Source organism: Clostridium beijerinckii (genome assembly GCF_018223745.1).
GTDB lineage: Bacteria > Bacillota > Clostridia > Clostridiales > Clostridiaceae > Clostridium > Clostridium beijerinckii.
Genome location: NZ_CP073653.1, coordinates 4186547 through 4204680 on the forward strand (window position 1 = coordinate 4186547; position 18134 = coordinate 4204680).

Here is an 18134-nt window from a genome sequence, read left to right on the forward strand (position 1 = left end):
CTTAAAAATATTTTTTAAAGAATTTCCCTCACCATAAATAATGAGGGAAATGCTTAAATTCTAGCTAATTAATCTTACCTCAAAAGAAATTCCTTCTGAAGAATCCTTTCCTAATGTAAATTCAAATAATCCTTCATCACTTTTATATTGATTTTCACCATTCCAATAGCGAAGATCTTTTTCATCGATGGTAAACTCTACAGTTTTTGTTTCATTAGGATTAATTATAATTTGTTTGTATTTAATTAGCTGTTTAACTGGTCTTGAAATATCTGCAACTTTATCTCTCATATACAATTGTACTGTTTCTATACCAGTATACTTTCCGATGTTAGTAACATTAATACTACATGATATTCGCTCTTTTTTGCTTAATTCTTTTTTACTTATATTTAAATTATCATACTTAAACTTCGAATATCCCAGCCCATATCCAAACGGAAATAGTGGCTCATTTGGGACATCTAAATATTGGGACTTATATCTTTTTTCGTTCTTAAGTAATTCTTTTGGTCTCCCTGTTGCTAAATTATTATAATAAACTGGAATTTGACCTACTCCTCTTGGAAAGCTCATAGTAAGCTTTCCACTTGGATTATAATCACCATATAGAATATCTGCAATTGCATTTCCACCTTCTGTTCCTGGGAACCAGCACTCTAAAACTGCATCGGCTTCTTCTATTACATTAGTAAGATCTAGTGGACGCCCATTTATTAGAAGAACTATCAAAGGCTTGTTCAACTTTTTCATACAACGTAAAAGCTTTATTTGAGCTTCTGGAAGAGTTATATTGCTAACACATCCTGCTTCTCCGCTTTTTTCTTCTTCTTCTCCTAATGCTAATACAATAACATCTGCTCTTTTAGCTTTTTCTATTATTTCCTCTGATTTTTCTTTCGAAATTTCATTAAAGCATGTCGTTTCTACGCCTTCAAGCCTGATATTCTTATTTATTAATCCTTGTTCAATTGTAATTACATCATTAAGGTCTCCATCTAAAGACCATGGGCCTAATATTGATGAATTACTTGCATATGGTCCAATTAATATTACATTTTTACTACGCTCCAAAGGTAATACATCGGAATTTTTTAATAACACTGCAGATTTAGAAGCCGCTTCTCTTGCTACCTTTCTGAAATCACTACATAGCAATGTTTGCTTTTCTTTTTCATAAGAAATGCCTCTGTATGGATCTTCAAATAATCCACACTCATTTTTAAGTAAAAGAATTCTCTCCACTGCATCATCTAATAGCTTTTCCATACTCTTATCTTTGCATAGTTCTGGTAAAGCTTCAAAATATGCTGTAGTAGCCATTTCAATATCTATTCCAGCTTTTAATGATAATTTTGCTGCATCTATGCTATTTTCCGCTGTGCCATGAGGTATTAGTTCCTTTACTGCCCCCCAGTCGGAGATCACGACACCCTCATATCCCCATTCTTCTCTTAATATTTTGCGCAAGAGCCATGTATTAGCAGTAGCTGGTATTCCATTTAATACATTAAAGGAAGACATTATTGATTTTGCTCCAGCTTTTATAGCTTCGTAATAAGGTGGGAAATATTCATTTCTCAATCTGCATTCTGAAATATCAACTGTATTATAATCTCTTCCTCCCTCTGCAGCTCCATATGCCGCAAAATGTTTTACACAAGAAATTAAGGTATCTGGATCTTTTAAATCACCATTTTGATATCCTCGAACCATGGCTACTCCGAATATACTATTAAGAAGAGTATCTTCTCCAAAACTTTCAATAACTCTTCCCCATCTTGGATCTCTGACTATATCTACCATAGGCGAAAATGTTGCTTGATATCCTGAAGAACTGCCTTCTCTTGCTGCAACTCTTGCAGTTTTTTCTATTAATTCCTCATCCCATGAACATGAAAGCGCTAGTGGTATAGGAAATATAGTCTTAAATCCATGTATAATATCATGCATAAAAAGTAGCGGAATTCCTAAACGGTTATTATCTAAATATTCTTTTTGAATTTCAAACATCATCTTTGCATCTAATTTACCTAAAACAGTTCCTATCATCCATTTTTGCTCTTTTGTAAATTTAAGCTTAGAAATCGTTCCTGTTGCTGAAGTATTAGAATTATAATAATAACTTGTTCTAATTTGTGTTAATTGTCCTATTTTTTCTTCCAATGTCATCTTAGATAACAGGGTTTTTATCTCTTCATTTTTCATAAGCTTCCTCTCTTACTGCTCTTCTTTATCTTTATATCCAAACATGAATGTTAGCGCAAAGGCTACTCCAAAAGAAATCGCTATTACTAATATATATAATGGAAATTGATTATTTAAATAAAGGAGCATTCCTGGTAAAGCAGATATCCCCATACCAGTGGCTTTAAGTTTAAATAGTGAAGCTAAAAATCCACCTACACCTCCACCAACAAGTCCCATTATAAACGGTTTTACAAATCTTAAATTGACACCGAATATAGCTGGTTCTGTAATTCCTAAAAGTGCTGATATTACTGATGGAAAAGATAAAGCTTTTATTTTTTTAGACTTAGTTTTCATACCTACTGCAAATGCTGCTCCAGCCTGTGCAGCTATTGCACAAGAACCTATAGGATTTACAAGATTCCAGTTTGTTTGAGCCAGCATCTGAATTTCAACAACACTTAATGCTTGGTGAATTCCTGTAACTACTATTAATTGAGATATTCCTCCCCAAATTAATCCACCTAATCCAAGAGGTAATGTAAATAACATTGTTACAACGTATACAAGAGAAACCTCAATTTCATGAGCAATAGGCCCAATAATTAATAATCCAAAAATTAATGTAACAAGTAATGTCAAAAATGGTGTAAGTATTAAATCAAATGTATCTGATATTCTTTTTCTAAGCCAAATCTCAAATTTTGCTCCAATAAATCCTGCAAAGAAAGCTGGTAATACTGATGCCTGATATCCTGACATCTTAAGACCGAATAACACAAGTGGTTCAGCTGTTCCTTGAGCTACTGCCCAACCATTAGGAAGTGATGGGCTAACAAGCATAAGTCCTATCATAATACCAAGTATTGGTGTTCCCCCAAACTTTTTAAATGATGACCAGCAAATAAGAACTGGTAAAAATGCAAATGCTGTATCTGTTAATATTTGAGTAAATGTTAATAATGAACTAGGAATGCTTTCTGGTGTTAATCCAAAAATTGCTAATATTTGTTGTTGTAATAAAACGCCTCTAAGTCCCATAAACAATCCTGTAGCAACCATTGCTGGTATGATTGGTACAAATATATCAGAAAATATACGAATTGCTCTTTTAAATTTATTGTCACCTTGTTCTGCTACCATTTGGCTTTGTTCTGATTTTGATGTACCAGATATGCCAAGATTACTTACTTGTTCAAATACCTTATTTACAGTCCCTGTACCAAAAATAATTTGATATTGCCCTGAAGTAAAGAAAAATCCTTTTACCTTATCAATCTCTTCAACTACTTTATCATCAACTTTTTGTCTATCTTTAAGAATAAGTCTTAATCTTGTAGCACAATGAGCCGCCGAAATAATATTATCTGCGCCTCCTACTGCTTCAATAACTTCTTTAGCGATCTTTTCATAATTATCACTCATTTATATTTTCCCCCTTGTAATTCCACAAATTTAGTTTTAATTTTCCATTAGAATTTATTCGGATATCATTATCCTGAAAATACACTCTGCTAGAAATAACTTTTTCCCCTTCGTTTATAAAAATTTCCACTGATGAGTTATCAATAAATACCCTAAGCATTTTTAAACTTTCGTTAACATTTAAGTATTTTTCATCAAACTCTCCTGTAAGCCAATTAAGTCTTTTAATATTTAATATCTTATCATTGGAATTGTAATGTAGTTTAAGCGCTCCTAATATAGTACAATTAAATTCATTTTCATCATCTAAAATGAATTCCATCTCTTTATAGTAATCCCTAACTTCTAGACTTATTTCTTCATTTTCTATATGTTTCTCAATTTTATCATTTCTTAAAGATTGTAATTCTTTAATTGGTTTCTGATATAACCAATTATTTTTATATATGAACTCTCTTGGATATGTAAAGCTGTGAAGCCATCCATCGTTTACAGATAACTGTGACATTTGATAGTCATATTCACCGCCCCCCATCCAAGACATATATAATGTTCGTTTATTTTCATCTACAAAAGATTGAGGTGCATAAAAATCAAATCCTTCATCTACTCTAATTCCTTCTTTATATGGTGTAAATGTTCCTTTTTCTTTTGAAAATTCACCACTCATCCATACTGCATGACAGCTATCTTTTTCTATTCCATTTTCTATCTTCTTCTCTTGCCTGCTGACAATTAAGATATACTCTTCTCCAAGGCGAATCATATCTGGACATTCGCACATATATCCCCAGTTCATAGTCTCTGGAAGCAAATTGCCTTTATAATTCCAATTGTATAAATCTTCTGACCAAAAAAGTGCTACATTTCCTTTCTTTTCACTGGTCTGTGCCCCTACTATCATCCACCATATATCTTCTTCTTCGTCTTTCCAAACTTTTGGATCTCTAAAATGTGCTGTATATCCTTCTGGCAGATAGATAACTGGTCCATGTTTTTGAAATGTAATTCCATCTTCTGAAGTTGCTAAACATTGATAAGTTTCTCTATCTCCATTTTCTTTTCTTACATTTCCTGTATAAAACAGATAGATTTTTTCATTAAATACAATTCCATTTCCAGAATAGCATCCATTTTTGTCATACCACATATCTGGTTTTAATGCTATCCCTTTGTCTTCCCAGTGAACTAAATCTTTAGAAACACAATGTCTCCAGCATTTTGCCCCTTGTGGTGTAACTTCTTCTAACCATTGATAAAAAGCATGATATGTTCCTTTGAATTGTACTAATCCATTTGGATCATTTAAAAAACCTGTTTTGGGTGCAACATGATGCTTAGGTTTTTTCCTATTTTCTTTATCCATCTAATCTCTTTCCTCCTTCCTCTTATCGTTTACACCTGTATTATATAACATAAGATCTCGCAAACAAAGTCGCTTATTTACCTCTAGAAGTGGCAAAATAAATATCATATATTTTCACTTTTTTATCATGTTTGCTTAAGAGTTTATACTTTTCACTAACTACTTATGTACAACGATCTTTTTATGTAGGATCTACTAAATTGGACTTTAAGAAATACTAGGCATTCCAGAATCAATCAATATTATCAATAAGAGTATTTCTATAAATCTTTTAAAAGAAAGCCCCATGAAAATCTAAATTCTAGATTTTCATGGGGCTTATAGATATCCAATTTAAATATTTAACTTATTAGATAACCATATTTACAAAATTGCTTGAACTTTAAGCAAATCATAAATATATTTGTGTAGAAAACATTTGAAAATGAGCTGTTAAAGGTTCTTAGCTGTAGGTTGTTCTATTTTAGCTTGTCAAACTGAAAGTTGGAGCATGCTAAAGTGGGTGCAACCTGCTGCTTAGAACCTTCAGCGATATTTTCATAGCTTTTCGGAATCAAAATATTTATGATTTCGGTAAATCATCACATGATTCTAAACTATATGTTGCCTATCTATAATAGATGAATTATACTATTTCAAATCCACCACAAAAGCAGTTAAGCTTTTCTATTCTTCTGTAAAGTGTTCTTTTATATATTGAACTGCATTTTCTCCTGCTATTCTACCTGAATTTACTGCAAATCCTAGAGTATTTCCTGGAAGTACAAACACATAGTCAGGATTACAGATAGAGTTTGCATCTGTTCCTGCTGCAAATAATCCTGGTATTACTTTATCTTCTTTGTCAATTACTTCTGTCTTATAATTGATTTTAATTCCACCTAAGCTTCCATATGCACTTGGAGCAAATTTTAAAGCATAGAATTTTGGACCAACTAATGGTTTTAGGTATTTTGGATTCTTATTAAATAATGTATCAGTTGATTTACAACATTCATTATATTCATTTAATGTCTTTGCAAGACCTTCTTTATCAATTCCTGCTTTTTCTGCTAATTCTTCAATTGAATCTGCTATAAATAAAACATCATTTCCATTTTTAATAAGATCATTCATTTCTTGTTTAAAATCATCCATACTTATATTAGAAGTAACAACATTGATTAAGTCTAAGCCATTTTTCTCATATTCTTTCATTATACTTTCGTCTATAATAGAGAAAGCTGTTCTTTTTTTTTGTCTACAGATAGCATTAACTGAGAATACTGGATTTTCAACTACCGCTTCATCATAGAATCTTTCACCATCTAGATTTACGAAAAGATTTGGTTGTCTAAATGGAAGTTCAATTGGAGCATATCCACCTGTATTAGGTGCAAAGAAAACTAATTCCATATCCATTCTATCTCTTGCAGCTCCAGCATCCCATGCCATGCTGATTCCATCACCTGTAAGTCCTGGAATTCTATACGAAAATAAATCTTTTCCCCATTCGAATTTTGTATACTTATTAATAAATTCAGGACTGTCTCCAAATCCGCCTGTAGCAATAATTACAGCTGAACCATATGCTTCAATTTCACCATCTTTATCCTTTGCAACTACTCCTATAACTTCACCATCATCTTTTATTAAACTTTGAATTGGTGATTCTAAACAGATTTTAACACCTAATTCTTCTGCTCTGTCTGTCATTGCTTTAATCATTGTTGCAGCTGCTCTAAGTCCAGGTGCTCCTGTCTTTGGCTGAACAATATGCCAAGTTGCTTCTGAACCTGGGAAATATTTTGATGGTAGCGCAAATTTTACACCCATAGCCTCTAGCCACTCAATTGTACTTGCTGATTTATAAATATAATTTTTTACAAGCCTTGCATCTGATCTCCAGTGAGTATAATCCATGAATTTTTGAAATGCTCCCTCTCTTGTGCAATCAACAAGTCTTTCCTTTTGCATTTTAGTCTCTACTCCTAAAAGACCCATTGCCATATTAGCACACCCACCAGTAGTATTTGCTTTTTCAAATACTATAACTTCAGCTCCTTGTTCTGCTGCTGCAATTGCTGCTGCAAGTCCTGATGCTCCTCCACCTACGATAATTACATCTGATTCCATTTCACGCATATTTGTTACCTCCCAAATTTAATTATTGATTAAAAATATATATTAATTTTTGATTATGAGCTATTTTCTTCGTCTTCTTCCAAGTCCAAGGCCTTTCTTTTCGCCTAAAGCACCTTCATCAAAACTTCCAACTTCTATTGGTTCTGCTGGCAATTTAGGTTTTACTGAGCCATATCTTTTTACTGCTTTTACGCTGCATATCTCTTCACATTTTTTGCATTTATCACAACAATCCATATCAATTATATGAATTAGATTATTTCCACCTTTGATTGCTTTTTGAGGACAATCCATACAATCGCCACAGCCATTACAAAGCTTTGGATCTATAAAATAATTAGCATAAGCTATACAATTTAGTGTACTACAAATTTTTCTATCAATATGCTTTTCAAATTCATCTCTAAATTTATTAATAGCTGTATATAATGGATTAGAAGCAGTTCTTCCGAAATCGCATAAGGTTCCGATTTTGATTGTTTCACTTAACTGGATAGCTAAATTAATGTCACTCTCTTTACCTTTTCCTTCAGTTGCATCCTTAATGATTTTGTATAATTGGTAAATCCCTTCCCTGCAATATACGCATTTCCCGCATGTCTCTTTGCTGTTATCTAGCATTTTTTGAGTTACCCAATTCACAACACACGTATCTATATTATAAACTTCTATTTTTGATACTTCTAACATTGTCCCATTTTCCATCAAGTTTGAATATAAGAATGGAGTGTCTAATTCTTCTTCTGTGAAAACAGCACCTGTATTTCCGCCTACCTGCACAAATTTTATTGCTTTTTCAGATTCAGTTCCGCCGCCATATTCACTTATAATTTGCCTTAAAGATGTTCCAATCGGAATTTCATAGATTCCAGGATTTTTAACATCTCCAGCTATTGAAATAATCTTTTTAGGGATATAATTTTCTTCCAATGAATTCTTAAGTGCATACATTGTTTCTGCATTATGTACTAATGTTATTTCATTAAATGCATCTTTTTCAAAAGCTTTCTTATTCCCAACTAGCACTACTTCTATTTCATATGATTCTAATTGCATTTTGAAATTACTATAACATTCACTAAGATAAATTTTAACTTTCTCTATTCCTAATTCCTTTTGGCATATTTTAATTCCATCAATAACCTTACTTATGTGCTGTTCTAATAAATATCTTATATTTTCACTTTGACTATTATCATCAATAAAAAGACACGCTAATTCTTCCCATTCCCTGCTTTGCCATCTATCTATGAGATTAGTATCTTTTATTCCATGTCCTGATATTTTTATATTTTCTGCTAGCATTTTTTCACCACCTTTACTTCACCTTATATTCAGTCCAGAATTTTGCCTTTGTAAGTTTTGGACGCAAATCACATTGAAGACATCTAGAAGCCTCACATTGTGCAGTTTTTGTATCAAATCCCACTGTCATTAAATTAAAATTATTTATTCTTTTATCAACCGGAACACATTTATAATGACTACATTCCTTTTTAGCAAAATCTTCTTCCATTCCTATCATTGGATCTAAAGGCTGTTCAGATGATAAGACTTCATCTATAACTCCATCTCCACCTAAATATTTATCAATACTTGATACAGCTTTTCTTGCTCCTGCTATTGCCTGAATTACAGATGCTGTTCCTGTCACTGCATCTCCAACAGCAAAGATTCCATCTTCATTAGTTTTATAACAATCGTCAATATTTACTAGACCTCTTCCGTTAAGCTCAATTTCTTCAAATGCTCCAAGGTCTGCTCTTTGGCCTGTTGCAAAAATTATCATTTCACCTTTGATTAAATGTTCTGAGTTTTCTTTGATATTTAATATTAATTTCTTATTTTCATCAAAGTGGAAATCTTCAACTTCCTGACATACTATCCCCGAAGCATTCCCATTATTGTCTTCAATTTTCACAAAAGTTCTGCTATTGTAAATTTGAATTCCTTCTTCAATTGCTTCTTCGATTTCTTCATCGCTAGCAGTCATGTTTCCCTTTCCTTCTAAACAAACAACTGCAACACTTTCAGCTCCTAATCTCTTTGCTGATCTTGCACAATCAAATGCCACATTTCCGCCACCCAAAACAACAACTGATTTCTTCATTTCAATGTCTATCTCTATCAAATCTCTTCTTAAAAAATCAATATTTACATATACATCTTTCAAATCAGACCCAGGGATTGGAATTCTTACACCTTTATCTGTTCCTATAGCAATTACAACTGCATCATAATTCTCTTTTAATTCTTTTAAAGATTCTACCTTACTGTTAGTAATAATATTTACTCCTGCTTCGCGAATTACATCTATTTCAGATTCTACAACTTCTTTAGGAAGTCTATAATCTGGAATACCTGCTGATAGCATCCCTCCTGCCACTGGGAGTTTTTCATATACATCTACTGCATGTCCAAGTTTCGCAAGATAGTAAGCTGTTGTAAGCCCTGCTGGTCCTGATCCAATAATTGCAGCCTTCTTGTCAGTTTTATCCTTTTTAAATGATTTATCTTTCCACTTATAAGAATCAGTTTCAGATGCAAATCTTTTTAATTCACGTATTGAAACTGCTCCATTTATATCTTTTCTTCTACACGCAGATTCACAAAAGCGCATACATACAAGTCCTAATGATTTAGGAAATGGTGCTTTTTCACGAATTACTGCTGCTGCTTCATCAAAATTTCCGTCCTTTATGTAACGAACATATTTAGGAACATTAATTCCTGCTGGACATTCATGCTTACATGGAACTAATACATCATCTCTATTTCCATCTTTGAATACACCTTTTTTATCTTGAAGAGCTCCTGTTGGACATACTTCAACACAAGCCCCACAAAAACGGCAGTTTGCATCTGATAATGATAATCCATTTTTAACTCCAACATAAATTCTATCTTCTTCATTTTTATCATAATCTAAAATTCCAACACCTCTGATATCATGGCAAGCTCTTACACATCTGCCACATGCTACACATCGGTTTAAGTCTCTAATAATTAATGGGTTTTCTGTTTCAACAAGAACAGTATTAAGAGTTCTTCTTAATCTTGAAGTACTGACACCTAAATATTGAATTAATGATTGCAATTCGCATTTTAAATACTTTGGACATGTAGTACAATCGTCTACATGGTTAGCAAGCATAAGTTCCATTGACAATCTTCTCATCTCATCAAGTTTTTCTGATTTTGTTTTAACAATCATTCCTTCTTCAATTTTCGTTGTACATGCTGTTTGTATATCATTTTTTCCTGATATTTCAACTACACATAATTTGCATCCTCCAACATCATGAAGATCTGGATGATGGCAAAGATGTGGAATATAAATATCAGCATCTTCAGCTACTTGCATAATTGTTTTATTTTCATCAGCGCATAATTCTATATTATCTATTATGACTTTTATACTACTCATGTTAACCTCCAATTTTCTTGACTCTTGTACAAAAGTTACTTTATACTATTAATATAAACGTTGCCATAATGGTAAAGTCAATAGTGGAGTGTGAAAAAAATGACAAATCTATATACAATCGGAGAAGTATCTCGCTATATGAATATATCAACTAAGATATTGCGTCATTATGACCATTTAAATTTGCTAAAACCTTGCTATATTTCACCAGACACTAAATATAGATATTTTAGTTATGATCAACTTTTTATAATCGATGTGATTCGATATTTAAATAAAACTCTGTTAATTCCATTAGAAGATATCAAAAATATACTTGATGAAAATAAGGATTATGATAAACTATTAACATTTTTAGAGTCTCATAAGGAACAGTTAGATAAAAAGATAGCTGCTATCGAATATTCAAAACAGCTTACAGATAGTATGATATCTGATATAAAAGAATTAAAGAAATCTCCCAAAAAAATTGAAATATATGAACAATATCTAATGAGCAGAAACTTTTATTATCTTGAGCTCAACACCTCTATTTATGATATCGATAAATATGTAAATAGACATATAACTAATATAACTAATATAGATATTACAGAACATAATACTATGTGTTTATTATTCTCCTTATCCGAATATATGAAGACTAAAAATTTAAATGTCAAAGGTTTCGGTGTATTCTCTGAGAAAAAAATTCCTCAGTTAAAATTTAAAAATTTGCGTGAAGGTCGTTATATTAATCAAAGTTTTATTTATTCAGAAGAAAACACTATGTCTGCAATAAACAACATAACTAAATATGCTGATATAAAAAATATGAAACTTGATGATACAGCTTTTTTAGTCTCAAAGATGGTAGATTTATCTGTTTCCTCAAAGTATGACTATTTAATGGAACTTCAAATAATGCATCATATGTAAATATTCCAACTAAGAGCTGAACTTATGTATATGGCTCGCCGAAATAGGTATTATGCTGTTATTCCAGTTTCTAATGAAACATTTCACAAAAGCATAATTCTTATTTCTAGTTGAGATATATTTCTTGGTGTAAATCTAACTTATAATTAGTTTATCTATATGTAAAACTAATATTTCTGCATTTTATACAAAAAATTTCATTTTATTACATTATTTATGGAATTTGTATAATTATGTTGTATAATATGAAATAACTAATTAATTATAAGGGGAGATAATATGAACAGAGAAATAATCAACTCACTAAAAGATGTACTTCCATTACTTAAAGACATGCTTAGAGAAGATATAGCCATATCAATTACAGACACTGAAAAATTTATAGCTTATTATCCTAATGAAAAAATACCAATGAAATTAAGTGTAAACGATAGGATCCAAGAAGGTGATCCATACCTTGAAGCTATGAGGACTAAGAGAGTTACTTCAAATATTTTACCAAAAGAGATATTTGGATTTGTATTCCAGGGTATATGCTATCCACTTATTGATGATAATGGAAATGTCTTTGGAGCTGTTGGTGTTGCAAAAAGCCTTGAAAAGCAGGCAATTATTCAGGATTCTTCAGAAAACATTTTCAATTCTATGGAGCAAACTAATGCGGGTCTTGAAGAAATAGCAAGTTCTTCTCAAAAATTGGCCTCAACTATAACTAACGTAGTAAATTATACAAAAGCTACTAATAAAAAGTTAGAAGATATAGATTCAATACTTATATCAATTCAAAATATTGCTTCTCAATCTAATTTGCTAGCGTTAAATGCCGCTATAGAAGCTGCTAGAGCAAGTGATGCTGGCCGTGGATTTAGTGTAGTTGCAAACGAAATGAAAAAATTAGCACTACTTAGTAGTGAGTCAGGTAAGAAAATATCAGACATTATGTCTCAAATAAAAGAATCAATTTTACATATAGAAAGTGAAATATCAGAATCAAGCTTAGCTGCTGATTCACAGGCTGCTGCTACAGAAGAAATAACTGCTTCCATTGGAGAAATAACCAGCTCCACTGAAAAATTAAAAAACATTGCAACAATAAAATAATTTAAATTTATTTATAGATAAACAATATATGACTTGGACTTATGCAATAATCCACCGAAAGGAGAAACATTGTTATTTCACAGGACTATGAAAATTTCGCTGAAAGTGCTAAATTGCAGGTTTCCCCACTAAAGCTTGCTCCCAATTTCATTGTGACAAGCATTAGTGGAACAACCTACAATTAAGAGCTTTTACCAGCTCATTTTCAATGCCTGTTCCATAAAAATGTTTCTCCTTTCTAGTATTTTATTTATTGCAAATTAAGACCGAACTTATGTATATAACTCGCCGAAATGAATAACATACTTTTGTTCCAGTTTCTAGGCAATTCTGACGGGTGATTCTAAGGCTATAAAGTTGCACACAAAGTGCTAGCCTCAAAGAACAAACTTTGAACTAGCACATTTGGAACAACTTATAGCCAAAGAATCACATCCATCAAAATTACCAATGAAACATTCCACAAAAGTATATTACTCATTTCTGGTTGGGAGATACTTCATAGTCTAAGTATAGTTTATGATTGTGTTATCTATATCGATATCCGACTTTAAAACTAGACTCATGTGGTAAATTACCGAAATTATAAATATTTTGATTCCGAAAAGCTATGAAAATACAGTAAAGTCTTGTTTATAAACTTTACTGTATTTTATACAAGCTATTTACCTTATCGCCCCTTGTATATCCATGCAATGTACAAGGATACATATTTAAATAGACATAAAAATGCTTTCTATAATATTTCTATTTTTCCCCAAAAAGCCATAATCTCAATTGGATTATAAGCCATTCACAACCTCTTAACTATTTCATTGATAATAATTTTTAATATAATCCACCCATTCATTGTATATATCTTCATCAGATTTTCCAAATACCGTTTCATAATCTTCTGTTTTAATTATCTGCATTAATTTTTCCCAACCATATTTTTTATCTATATACTCTATATAGGTATTGGCAAAGGTGTAACCTCCCATCTTTGAAAATTCAACTGGATTGCTAGTCTTAATTTCTGAAAAAGTTGGAATGTGCATATTATAGGCATATCTTTTGTAAAAAGGCTCTGCATTGGACAAATATAAAGCCGTTCCTTCAGTTAACCATAATCTAATATGTGGATTTAGTATACTTACATAGGCATGAACCATTTCATGTAAAGCAGCTTGCTTATTATTATCATAGTCATGGACCTTTCCTGGATTTGCAGGCGATGTTAGTATAACATTCGTTCCTATATTGTCACCAATATACCAGTCTAGCCCTAACATTGGCCCTATTAGCCCATATTTTTTCATTTGCATTGTAGACTGATGGTCATAAATATAAATATTAATATTTTGCTTTTCACTAAATCCTAATTTTTTAGCTAATTCACCAGCTCTTGCGTTAGCTAACTGAAAAACATCCTTAGCTGCTGCTTCTTCATCTTCATAATAAACATTCACCCATTCCCCTTCAATAATGTGCATATTTGATGTTTTTAAGCTAAGAGTTGGAATAAGATTAATAAAAATAAGTAATGCGGTTATCACAAAAATAATTCCAAATGCTTTAACTGATTTATTTCTCTTCATTTCTTTTTCCTCATTTCTACCTTATTTCCTATAGAATAACTAAAATATCATTCATAAAAAAGTAACCAGAGTCATTATTTTCATATGACTCTGGTCATGTTTAATTATTAAGAAAATATTTTTGCAAGCTTTAAGGCTAACATTGTCCTATCCTTTATTTCCGTTTTATCATAAATAGTACTTATATAATTTTTTACTGTACCTTCAGAAATATATAAGAACTCTGCTATTTGAGAATTTGTATATCCATCCGAAAGCAACTGACAAATCTCTATTTCTCTTTCAGTTAAATTTTTTAATAAGTCAACGTTATGATATTTGTTTTTATCTGTATTTTCATTTGAGCATTTTGACATTATATTTGCTAATGCAGTCATTACTTTGCTATCAAGCATGCTTTGGCCATTCATAACATTAAAAATTCCTTGAACAATGACTTTTGTTCCTGCATCTTTTAATAAGTATCCATCTGCCCCATGTATCACTGCCTTCACAATGTTTTCTTCATCATAAAAAGTTGTCAAAACAAGTATTTTAATCTTAGGATATGCTGCTTTTACCTTTAATATCAATTCCTGTCCAGACATTCCTTCCATATTTAAGTCTACTAATGCTATATCTACTTGTTCTTTCTTTAAAATATCTAATGCTTCTTTTCCATCATGCGCTAATCCTGTTATTGCAAAAGATTCATTCATAGATAGGATTAACTCAAGGCTTTCTAAAAGAAGTTTTTCATCATCTACTATCAATATTCTAATTTTATTCATTCTTATCACCTGCTCTTGTTGGAATTTTTAGAATTACCAGAAGTCCTTCTTGATTTTCTATTTTTAAAATCCCACCTATAGAAATTAAGTAGTTTCTGATTTTTTTAATTCCAAATCCAGAGTCCAATAATTCCTCATAATTTCTCATACTTTCTATACCTGTTCCATTGTCCTGAACTATTATATTTATATTATTTCTATCTACATTTATAATAACAATAATAGCCGTTGCATTTCCATGCTTTACACTATTTGTAACTAGTTCCTGCAATGCTCCTATTAAGAAGTCAATTCTTTCGATACTAATAATCTGCGTTCTTAATTGCTGTTCACTATAATCAATTTTAGTTCTTATTTTGAGATTAAAATCCTTTTTTAATTTCGCAACATTTGCATTTATTAATTTCATCACATCTTCTATGGTTTGTCCATTTTCTTTTGTGTTTACCCCACGTACTGCTTTTCTAATGGCTTCGAGACTCTCACGCATTCTTATATTAGCAAATTTTATTTTTTCAATTGCTTTTTTAGAATCCATATTGTAAACTGCTTCTGCTGCATCCAAACTCATAATCGCTGCCATTATTGTATGACCAACGCTATTATGTATATCTCTGCTTACCTGCTCCCGCTCCTCATATTTTATCTTCTGCAGAGCAATAGATTTTTCTAGTTCAAAAACCTCTTTATCTTTTATAAACTTATGATAATTGAGCATGAGTCCAGAAGTACGATTACATAATATATAAAACAAACTTCCACAGCATAAATATTGAAGTATTCTTGGCACAGCTCCATATAGCATTATATTTTTTAATCCAGTAAAGGGTTCAACCCATGGTTCCATCAAAAAATAAAAGCTAAGTAAATGAGCCATCACTATATTAAATACTGATTCAATAATTACTACTATAAGCTGTTTCTTTCTAAAATACATAGAAGCTAATATTGTTGGAATGACAAACATTAAAACTGTTTGAAAGGTTAATAATGTATAGCATATTCCTGTAGAAATCACAGCACAAGTAAGTATTAAATACTTTGTCCATGCTTTCTTAAGTTCAAATATATCTACCAAAATTGTTGGCAACAAAAGAGGAATTATAAGTAATACATTCATTTTTACCATAACATTCTGCACGGCATCAAATACATGAATCAAATTTAAAAATCCTGCTGCAAAGCAAAAATACAAAACAATACGCATCGCCTTTGACACTGTTTTATTTGTTTCTATTTCATTTTTCCACAATAGCTCATCAAACTGGTTCATGTTATACCTCTTATCTATAATATAAATCTAATAAAAATATTCTCAACTAAAATCTTCATTTAGATCTTTTAAAATTCTTATAAGCATAGATAGATATCCAACTCTAAAACTAAATTTATGTGATAACTTACCGAAAACATAAATATTTTGTTCCGAAAAGCTATGAAAATACCGCTGAAGGTTCTAAGCAGCAGGTTGTAACCACTTTAGCATACTCCAACTTTCAGTTTGACAAGCTAAAATGGAACAACCCACAGCTAACAACCTTTAGCAGCTCATTTTCAAATGTTTTCTCCACAAATATATTTATGATTTCTAGTGAAGATATGAACTCAAAGTTTTAGCAACTTTGTAAATACATTCATCCAATAAGTTGAATTCTTAAATTTGAAATCTATATCAACTAAGATCTGAACTTATGTATATATCTCGCCAAAGTAAATATTATGCTGTTGTTCATATGGTATTACAGTTTATATTAACAACCTTATTTGTAATACAAACCCATAATTTCCTAAATATTAATTATAATTAGTATAACATAAATGAAAGAAAAGTTTTAACTCCAAAACCCGTAAGCAAAATAACCCACGAAAATCTAAATTATAAATCTTCATGAGTTTCATTTTGACAGCTCTACACCGTTTGTAATATTAACTTTAAAAATAGATTCAATTTCAATTATAAATAAGCACCACAATAAAATTAAAAATCATGTAATCCTAATGTTTTTAATCCTTTAATATAATTTTTGCTAGATGATACAAGCTTTAATCCACGTATTCTAATAATAGTATAATAATACTGACTTATAAAAAAACAGCAAAGATTCTTGTTCAAATGCAATTACTATATCTAGAATATAACATCAAAATGATTTATTCATAAATCAAGTCATACAATTTTTATTAAAATCATCTTTCCGATCATACTAATAATTTGCCTTCTAAATAAGAATACTTCAAATATTCTGGACTACTATAATATACCGATGAGTTAAAGTCTGATATTTCATCACTAATAAATGATTCAAATACCGAATATAGCACATCTATCACATTATTTTCTTCTGAAAGAACATCAATTATTAATCTCTGATATTCTTTACCTATAGCTTGAAAACTTGGAACAGTATATTTGCACAAACCTACTGAATCAAAATCCCCTTCTTTAATATCAAACTCTTCTATTATCTCATCTGACACTTCCTCAAATGATAAGCAATGATTAACTTCTGCAAGTTCTAACTGTCTTTCTAGTTCTTTCTTTCCTATCATTTTTACTATAGTTGATCTTCTATTTTTAGTTTTCCTTCCTATATACTCTATAAGCGAGCAAACGTAAAATAAATTATCTTTTTCAACATCATTCATTTATAATTTCACTCCTCTCAAACTTAAGACAATCCAATGCCTTCAATGTATGAAAACTAATTTGATGAGTAGGATATTTAAATTTTGCTAACTCCCAAAAAATATTTCTAGTAATTTCACCAGCTAAAAAATCATTTACGTAATTCCAAACAGTATCATCAGCCATTGGGCCTTCTACTATATCGTAATCATGAATATTTCCTTTTCTGCAAGCTGCAATAAAATCTAGCCATTCATCTGTCATCTTTTCAAATTTTAATATATTCAAATTCTTATTTTCTCTGTAAGTATAATAGTTAACTGTAGCATGCTCTCTATTTCTTTTAGCCCATTTTTTAGCCTGTTCAAAATTATTTGTGCAATAAAATCCCCATGAAAAATCTTTAGTATATTTGCTTTTTCTTACTTCTGGAAATTCTACTACTTCTCCCGATGCATGATACAACATAAAATACTCACCTAGCTTCCTCTAATTTCTTACTGCTATTATATCATTTTCAAAGCTTTTCTTCTATCAATTTAACCATTTCATAATCATTTATTCTATTTCCTTCTTTTTCATGACATTAAAAAGCCTCCTATGATAT

Annotated in this window: 13 protein-coding genes; 2 read left to right on the forward strand and 11 right to left on the reverse strand. The window is 31.0% G+C overall.

The features are described 5' to 3' along the window. Positions 1–60: 60 nt before the first annotated feature. The 6 genes from KEC93_RS19015 to KEC93_RS19040 form a co-directional block, all read right to left on the reverse strand. Entirely contained in the window at positions 61–2208 is a 2148-nt protein-coding gene (locus KEC93_RS19015; RefSeq protein ID WP_077868244.1) for a glycoside hydrolase family 3 N-terminal domain-containing protein, read from the reverse strand. A 12-nt stretch (positions 2209–2220) separates the two neighbouring features. Continuing rightward, the gene (locus KEC93_RS19020) at positions 2221–3615 is read right to left on the reverse strand and encodes a sucrose-specific PTS transporter subunit IIBC (protein ID WP_077856280.1); all 1395 of its coding nucleotides are present in this window, start codon (positions 3613–3615) and stop codon (positions 2221–2223) included. Then, complete coding sequence (locus KEC93_RS19025; RefSeq protein ID WP_077868243.1) at positions 3608–4981, reverse strand: glycoside hydrolase family 32 protein; 1374 nt, start codon at positions 4979–4981, stop codon at positions 3608–3610. The genes KEC93_RS19020 and KEC93_RS19025 overlap by 8 nt, the downstream gene beginning before the upstream one ends. Positions 4982–5647: 666 nt before the next feature. Then, positions 5648–7105 (reverse strand): FAD-dependent oxidoreductase, encoded by a 1458-nt coding sequence (locus KEC93_RS19030; RefSeq protein WP_077868242.1) that lies wholly within the window; start codon positions 7103–7105, stop codon positions 5648–5650. Between the two features lie 60 nt (positions 7106–7165). Continuing rightward, entirely contained in the window at positions 7166–8410 is a 1245-nt protein-coding gene (locus KEC93_RS19035) for an NADH-ubiquinone oxidoreductase-F iron-sulfur binding region domain-containing protein (RefSeq protein WP_077868241.1), read from the reverse strand. Between the two features lie 13 nt (positions 8411–8423). Then, positions 8424–10532, reverse strand: coding sequence for an FAD-dependent oxidoreductase (locus tag KEC93_RS19040; RefSeq protein ID WP_077868240.1), 2109 nt, complete (start codon positions 10530–10532; stop codon positions 8424–8426). A gap of 99 nt (positions 10533–10631) precedes the next feature. Here KEC93_RS19040 and KEC93_RS19045 point away from each other — a divergent pair, with 99 nt between their 5' ends. Both KEC93_RS19045 and KEC93_RS19050 read left to right on the forward strand, forming a co-directional pair. After that, positions 10632–11450 (forward strand): MerR family transcriptional regulator, encoded by an 819-nt coding sequence (locus tag KEC93_RS19045; RefSeq protein ID WP_077831129.1) that lies wholly within the window; start codon positions 10632–10634, stop codon positions 11448–11450. A gap of 279 nt (positions 11451–11729) precedes the next feature. Then, positions 11730–12551 carry a methyl-accepting chemotaxis protein gene (locus KEC93_RS19050; RefSeq protein ID WP_023975218.1) on the forward strand — a complete coding sequence of 274 codons (822 nt, stop codon included), beginning with the start codon at positions 11730–11732 and terminating at the stop codon, positions 12549–12551. 812 nt (positions 12552–13363) lie between these two features. On the opposite strand, the gene KEC93_RS19055 is transcribed toward KEC93_RS19050, so the two are convergent. The 5 genes from KEC93_RS19055 to KEC93_RS19075 form a co-directional block, all read right to left on the reverse strand. Next, complete coding sequence (locus KEC93_RS19055; protein WP_077868239.1) at positions 13364–14131, reverse strand: hypothetical protein; 768 nt, start codon at positions 14129–14131, stop codon at positions 13364–13366. 107 nt (positions 14132–14238) lie between these two features. Then, positions 14239–14901 (reverse strand): response regulator, encoded by a 663-nt coding sequence (locus tag KEC93_RS19060; protein WP_077868238.1) that lies wholly within the window; start codon positions 14899–14901, stop codon positions 14239–14241. Then, complete coding sequence (locus KEC93_RS19065; protein WP_077868237.1) at positions 14894–16174, reverse strand: sensor histidine kinase; 1281 nt, start codon at positions 16172–16174, stop codon at positions 14894–14896. Before KEC93_RS19065 ends, KEC93_RS19060 begins: the two co-directional genes overlap by 8 nt. A 926-nt stretch (positions 16175–17100) precedes the next feature. Next, complete coding sequence (locus tag KEC93_RS19070) at positions 17101–17547, reverse strand: hypothetical protein (protein WP_077308511.1); 447 nt, start codon at positions 17545–17547, stop codon at positions 17101–17103. After that, positions 17540–17995, reverse strand: a complete 456-nt coding sequence (locus KEC93_RS19075) for a DUF3990 domain-containing protein (protein WP_077868236.1) — start codon at positions 17993–17995, stop codon at positions 17540–17542. The genes KEC93_RS19070 and KEC93_RS19075 overlap by 8 nt, the downstream gene beginning before the upstream one ends. Positions 17996–18134: the final 139 nt, after the last annotated feature.

What these genes read in the sequence shown, in the direction of transcription:
- KEC93_RS19075 (WP_077868236.1), bottom strand. Translation starts at nt 17,995, where the DNA reads ATGTTGTATCATGCATCGGGAGAAGTAGTAGAATTTCCAGAAGTAAGA.
- KEC93_RS19020 (WP_077856280.1), bottom strand. Translation starts at nt 3,615, where the DNA reads ATGAGTGATAATTATGAAAAGATCGCTAAAGAAGTTATTGAAGCAGTA.
- KEC93_RS19055 (WP_077868239.1), bottom strand. Translation starts at nt 14,131, where the DNA reads ATGAAGAGAAATAAATCAGTTAAAGCATTTGGAATTATTTTTGTGATA.
- KEC93_RS19040 (WP_077868240.1), bottom strand. Translation starts at nt 10,532, where the DNA reads ATGAGTAGTATAAAAGTCATAATAGATAATATAGAATTATGCGCTGAT.
- KEC93_RS19015 (WP_077868244.1), bottom strand. Translation starts at nt 2,208, where the DNA reads ATGAAAAATGAAGAGATAAAAACCCTGTTATCTAAGATGACATTGGAA.
- KEC93_RS19060 (WP_077868238.1), bottom strand. Translation starts at nt 14,901, where the DNA reads ATGAATAAAATTAGAATATTGATAGTAGATGATGAAAAACTTCTTTTA.
- KEC93_RS19045 (WP_077831129.1), top strand. Translation starts at nt 10,632, where the DNA reads ATGACAAATCTATATACAATCGGAGAAGTATCTCGCTATATGAATATA.
- KEC93_RS19035 (WP_077868241.1), bottom strand. Translation starts at nt 8,410, where the DNA reads ATGCTAGCAGAAAATATAAAAATATCAGGACATGGAATAAAAGATACT.
- KEC93_RS19065 (WP_077868237.1), bottom strand. Translation starts at nt 16,174, where the DNA reads ATGAACCAGTTTGATGAGCTATTGTGGAAAAATGAAATAGAAACAAAT.
- KEC93_RS19025 (WP_077868243.1), bottom strand. Translation starts at nt 4,981, where the DNA reads ATGGATAAAGAAAATAGGAAAAAACCTAAGCATCATGTTGCACCCAAA.
- KEC93_RS19030 (WP_077868242.1), bottom strand. Translation starts at nt 7,105, where the DNA reads ATGCGTGAAATGGAATCAGATGTAATTATCGTAGGTGGAGGAGCATCA.
- KEC93_RS19070 (WP_077308511.1), bottom strand. Translation starts at nt 17,547, where the DNA reads ATGAATGATGTTGAAAAAGATAATTTATTTTACGTTTGCTCGCTTATA.
- KEC93_RS19050 (WP_023975218.1), top strand. Translation starts at nt 11,730, where the DNA reads ATGAACAGAGAAATAATCAACTCACTAAAAGATGTACTTCCATTACTT.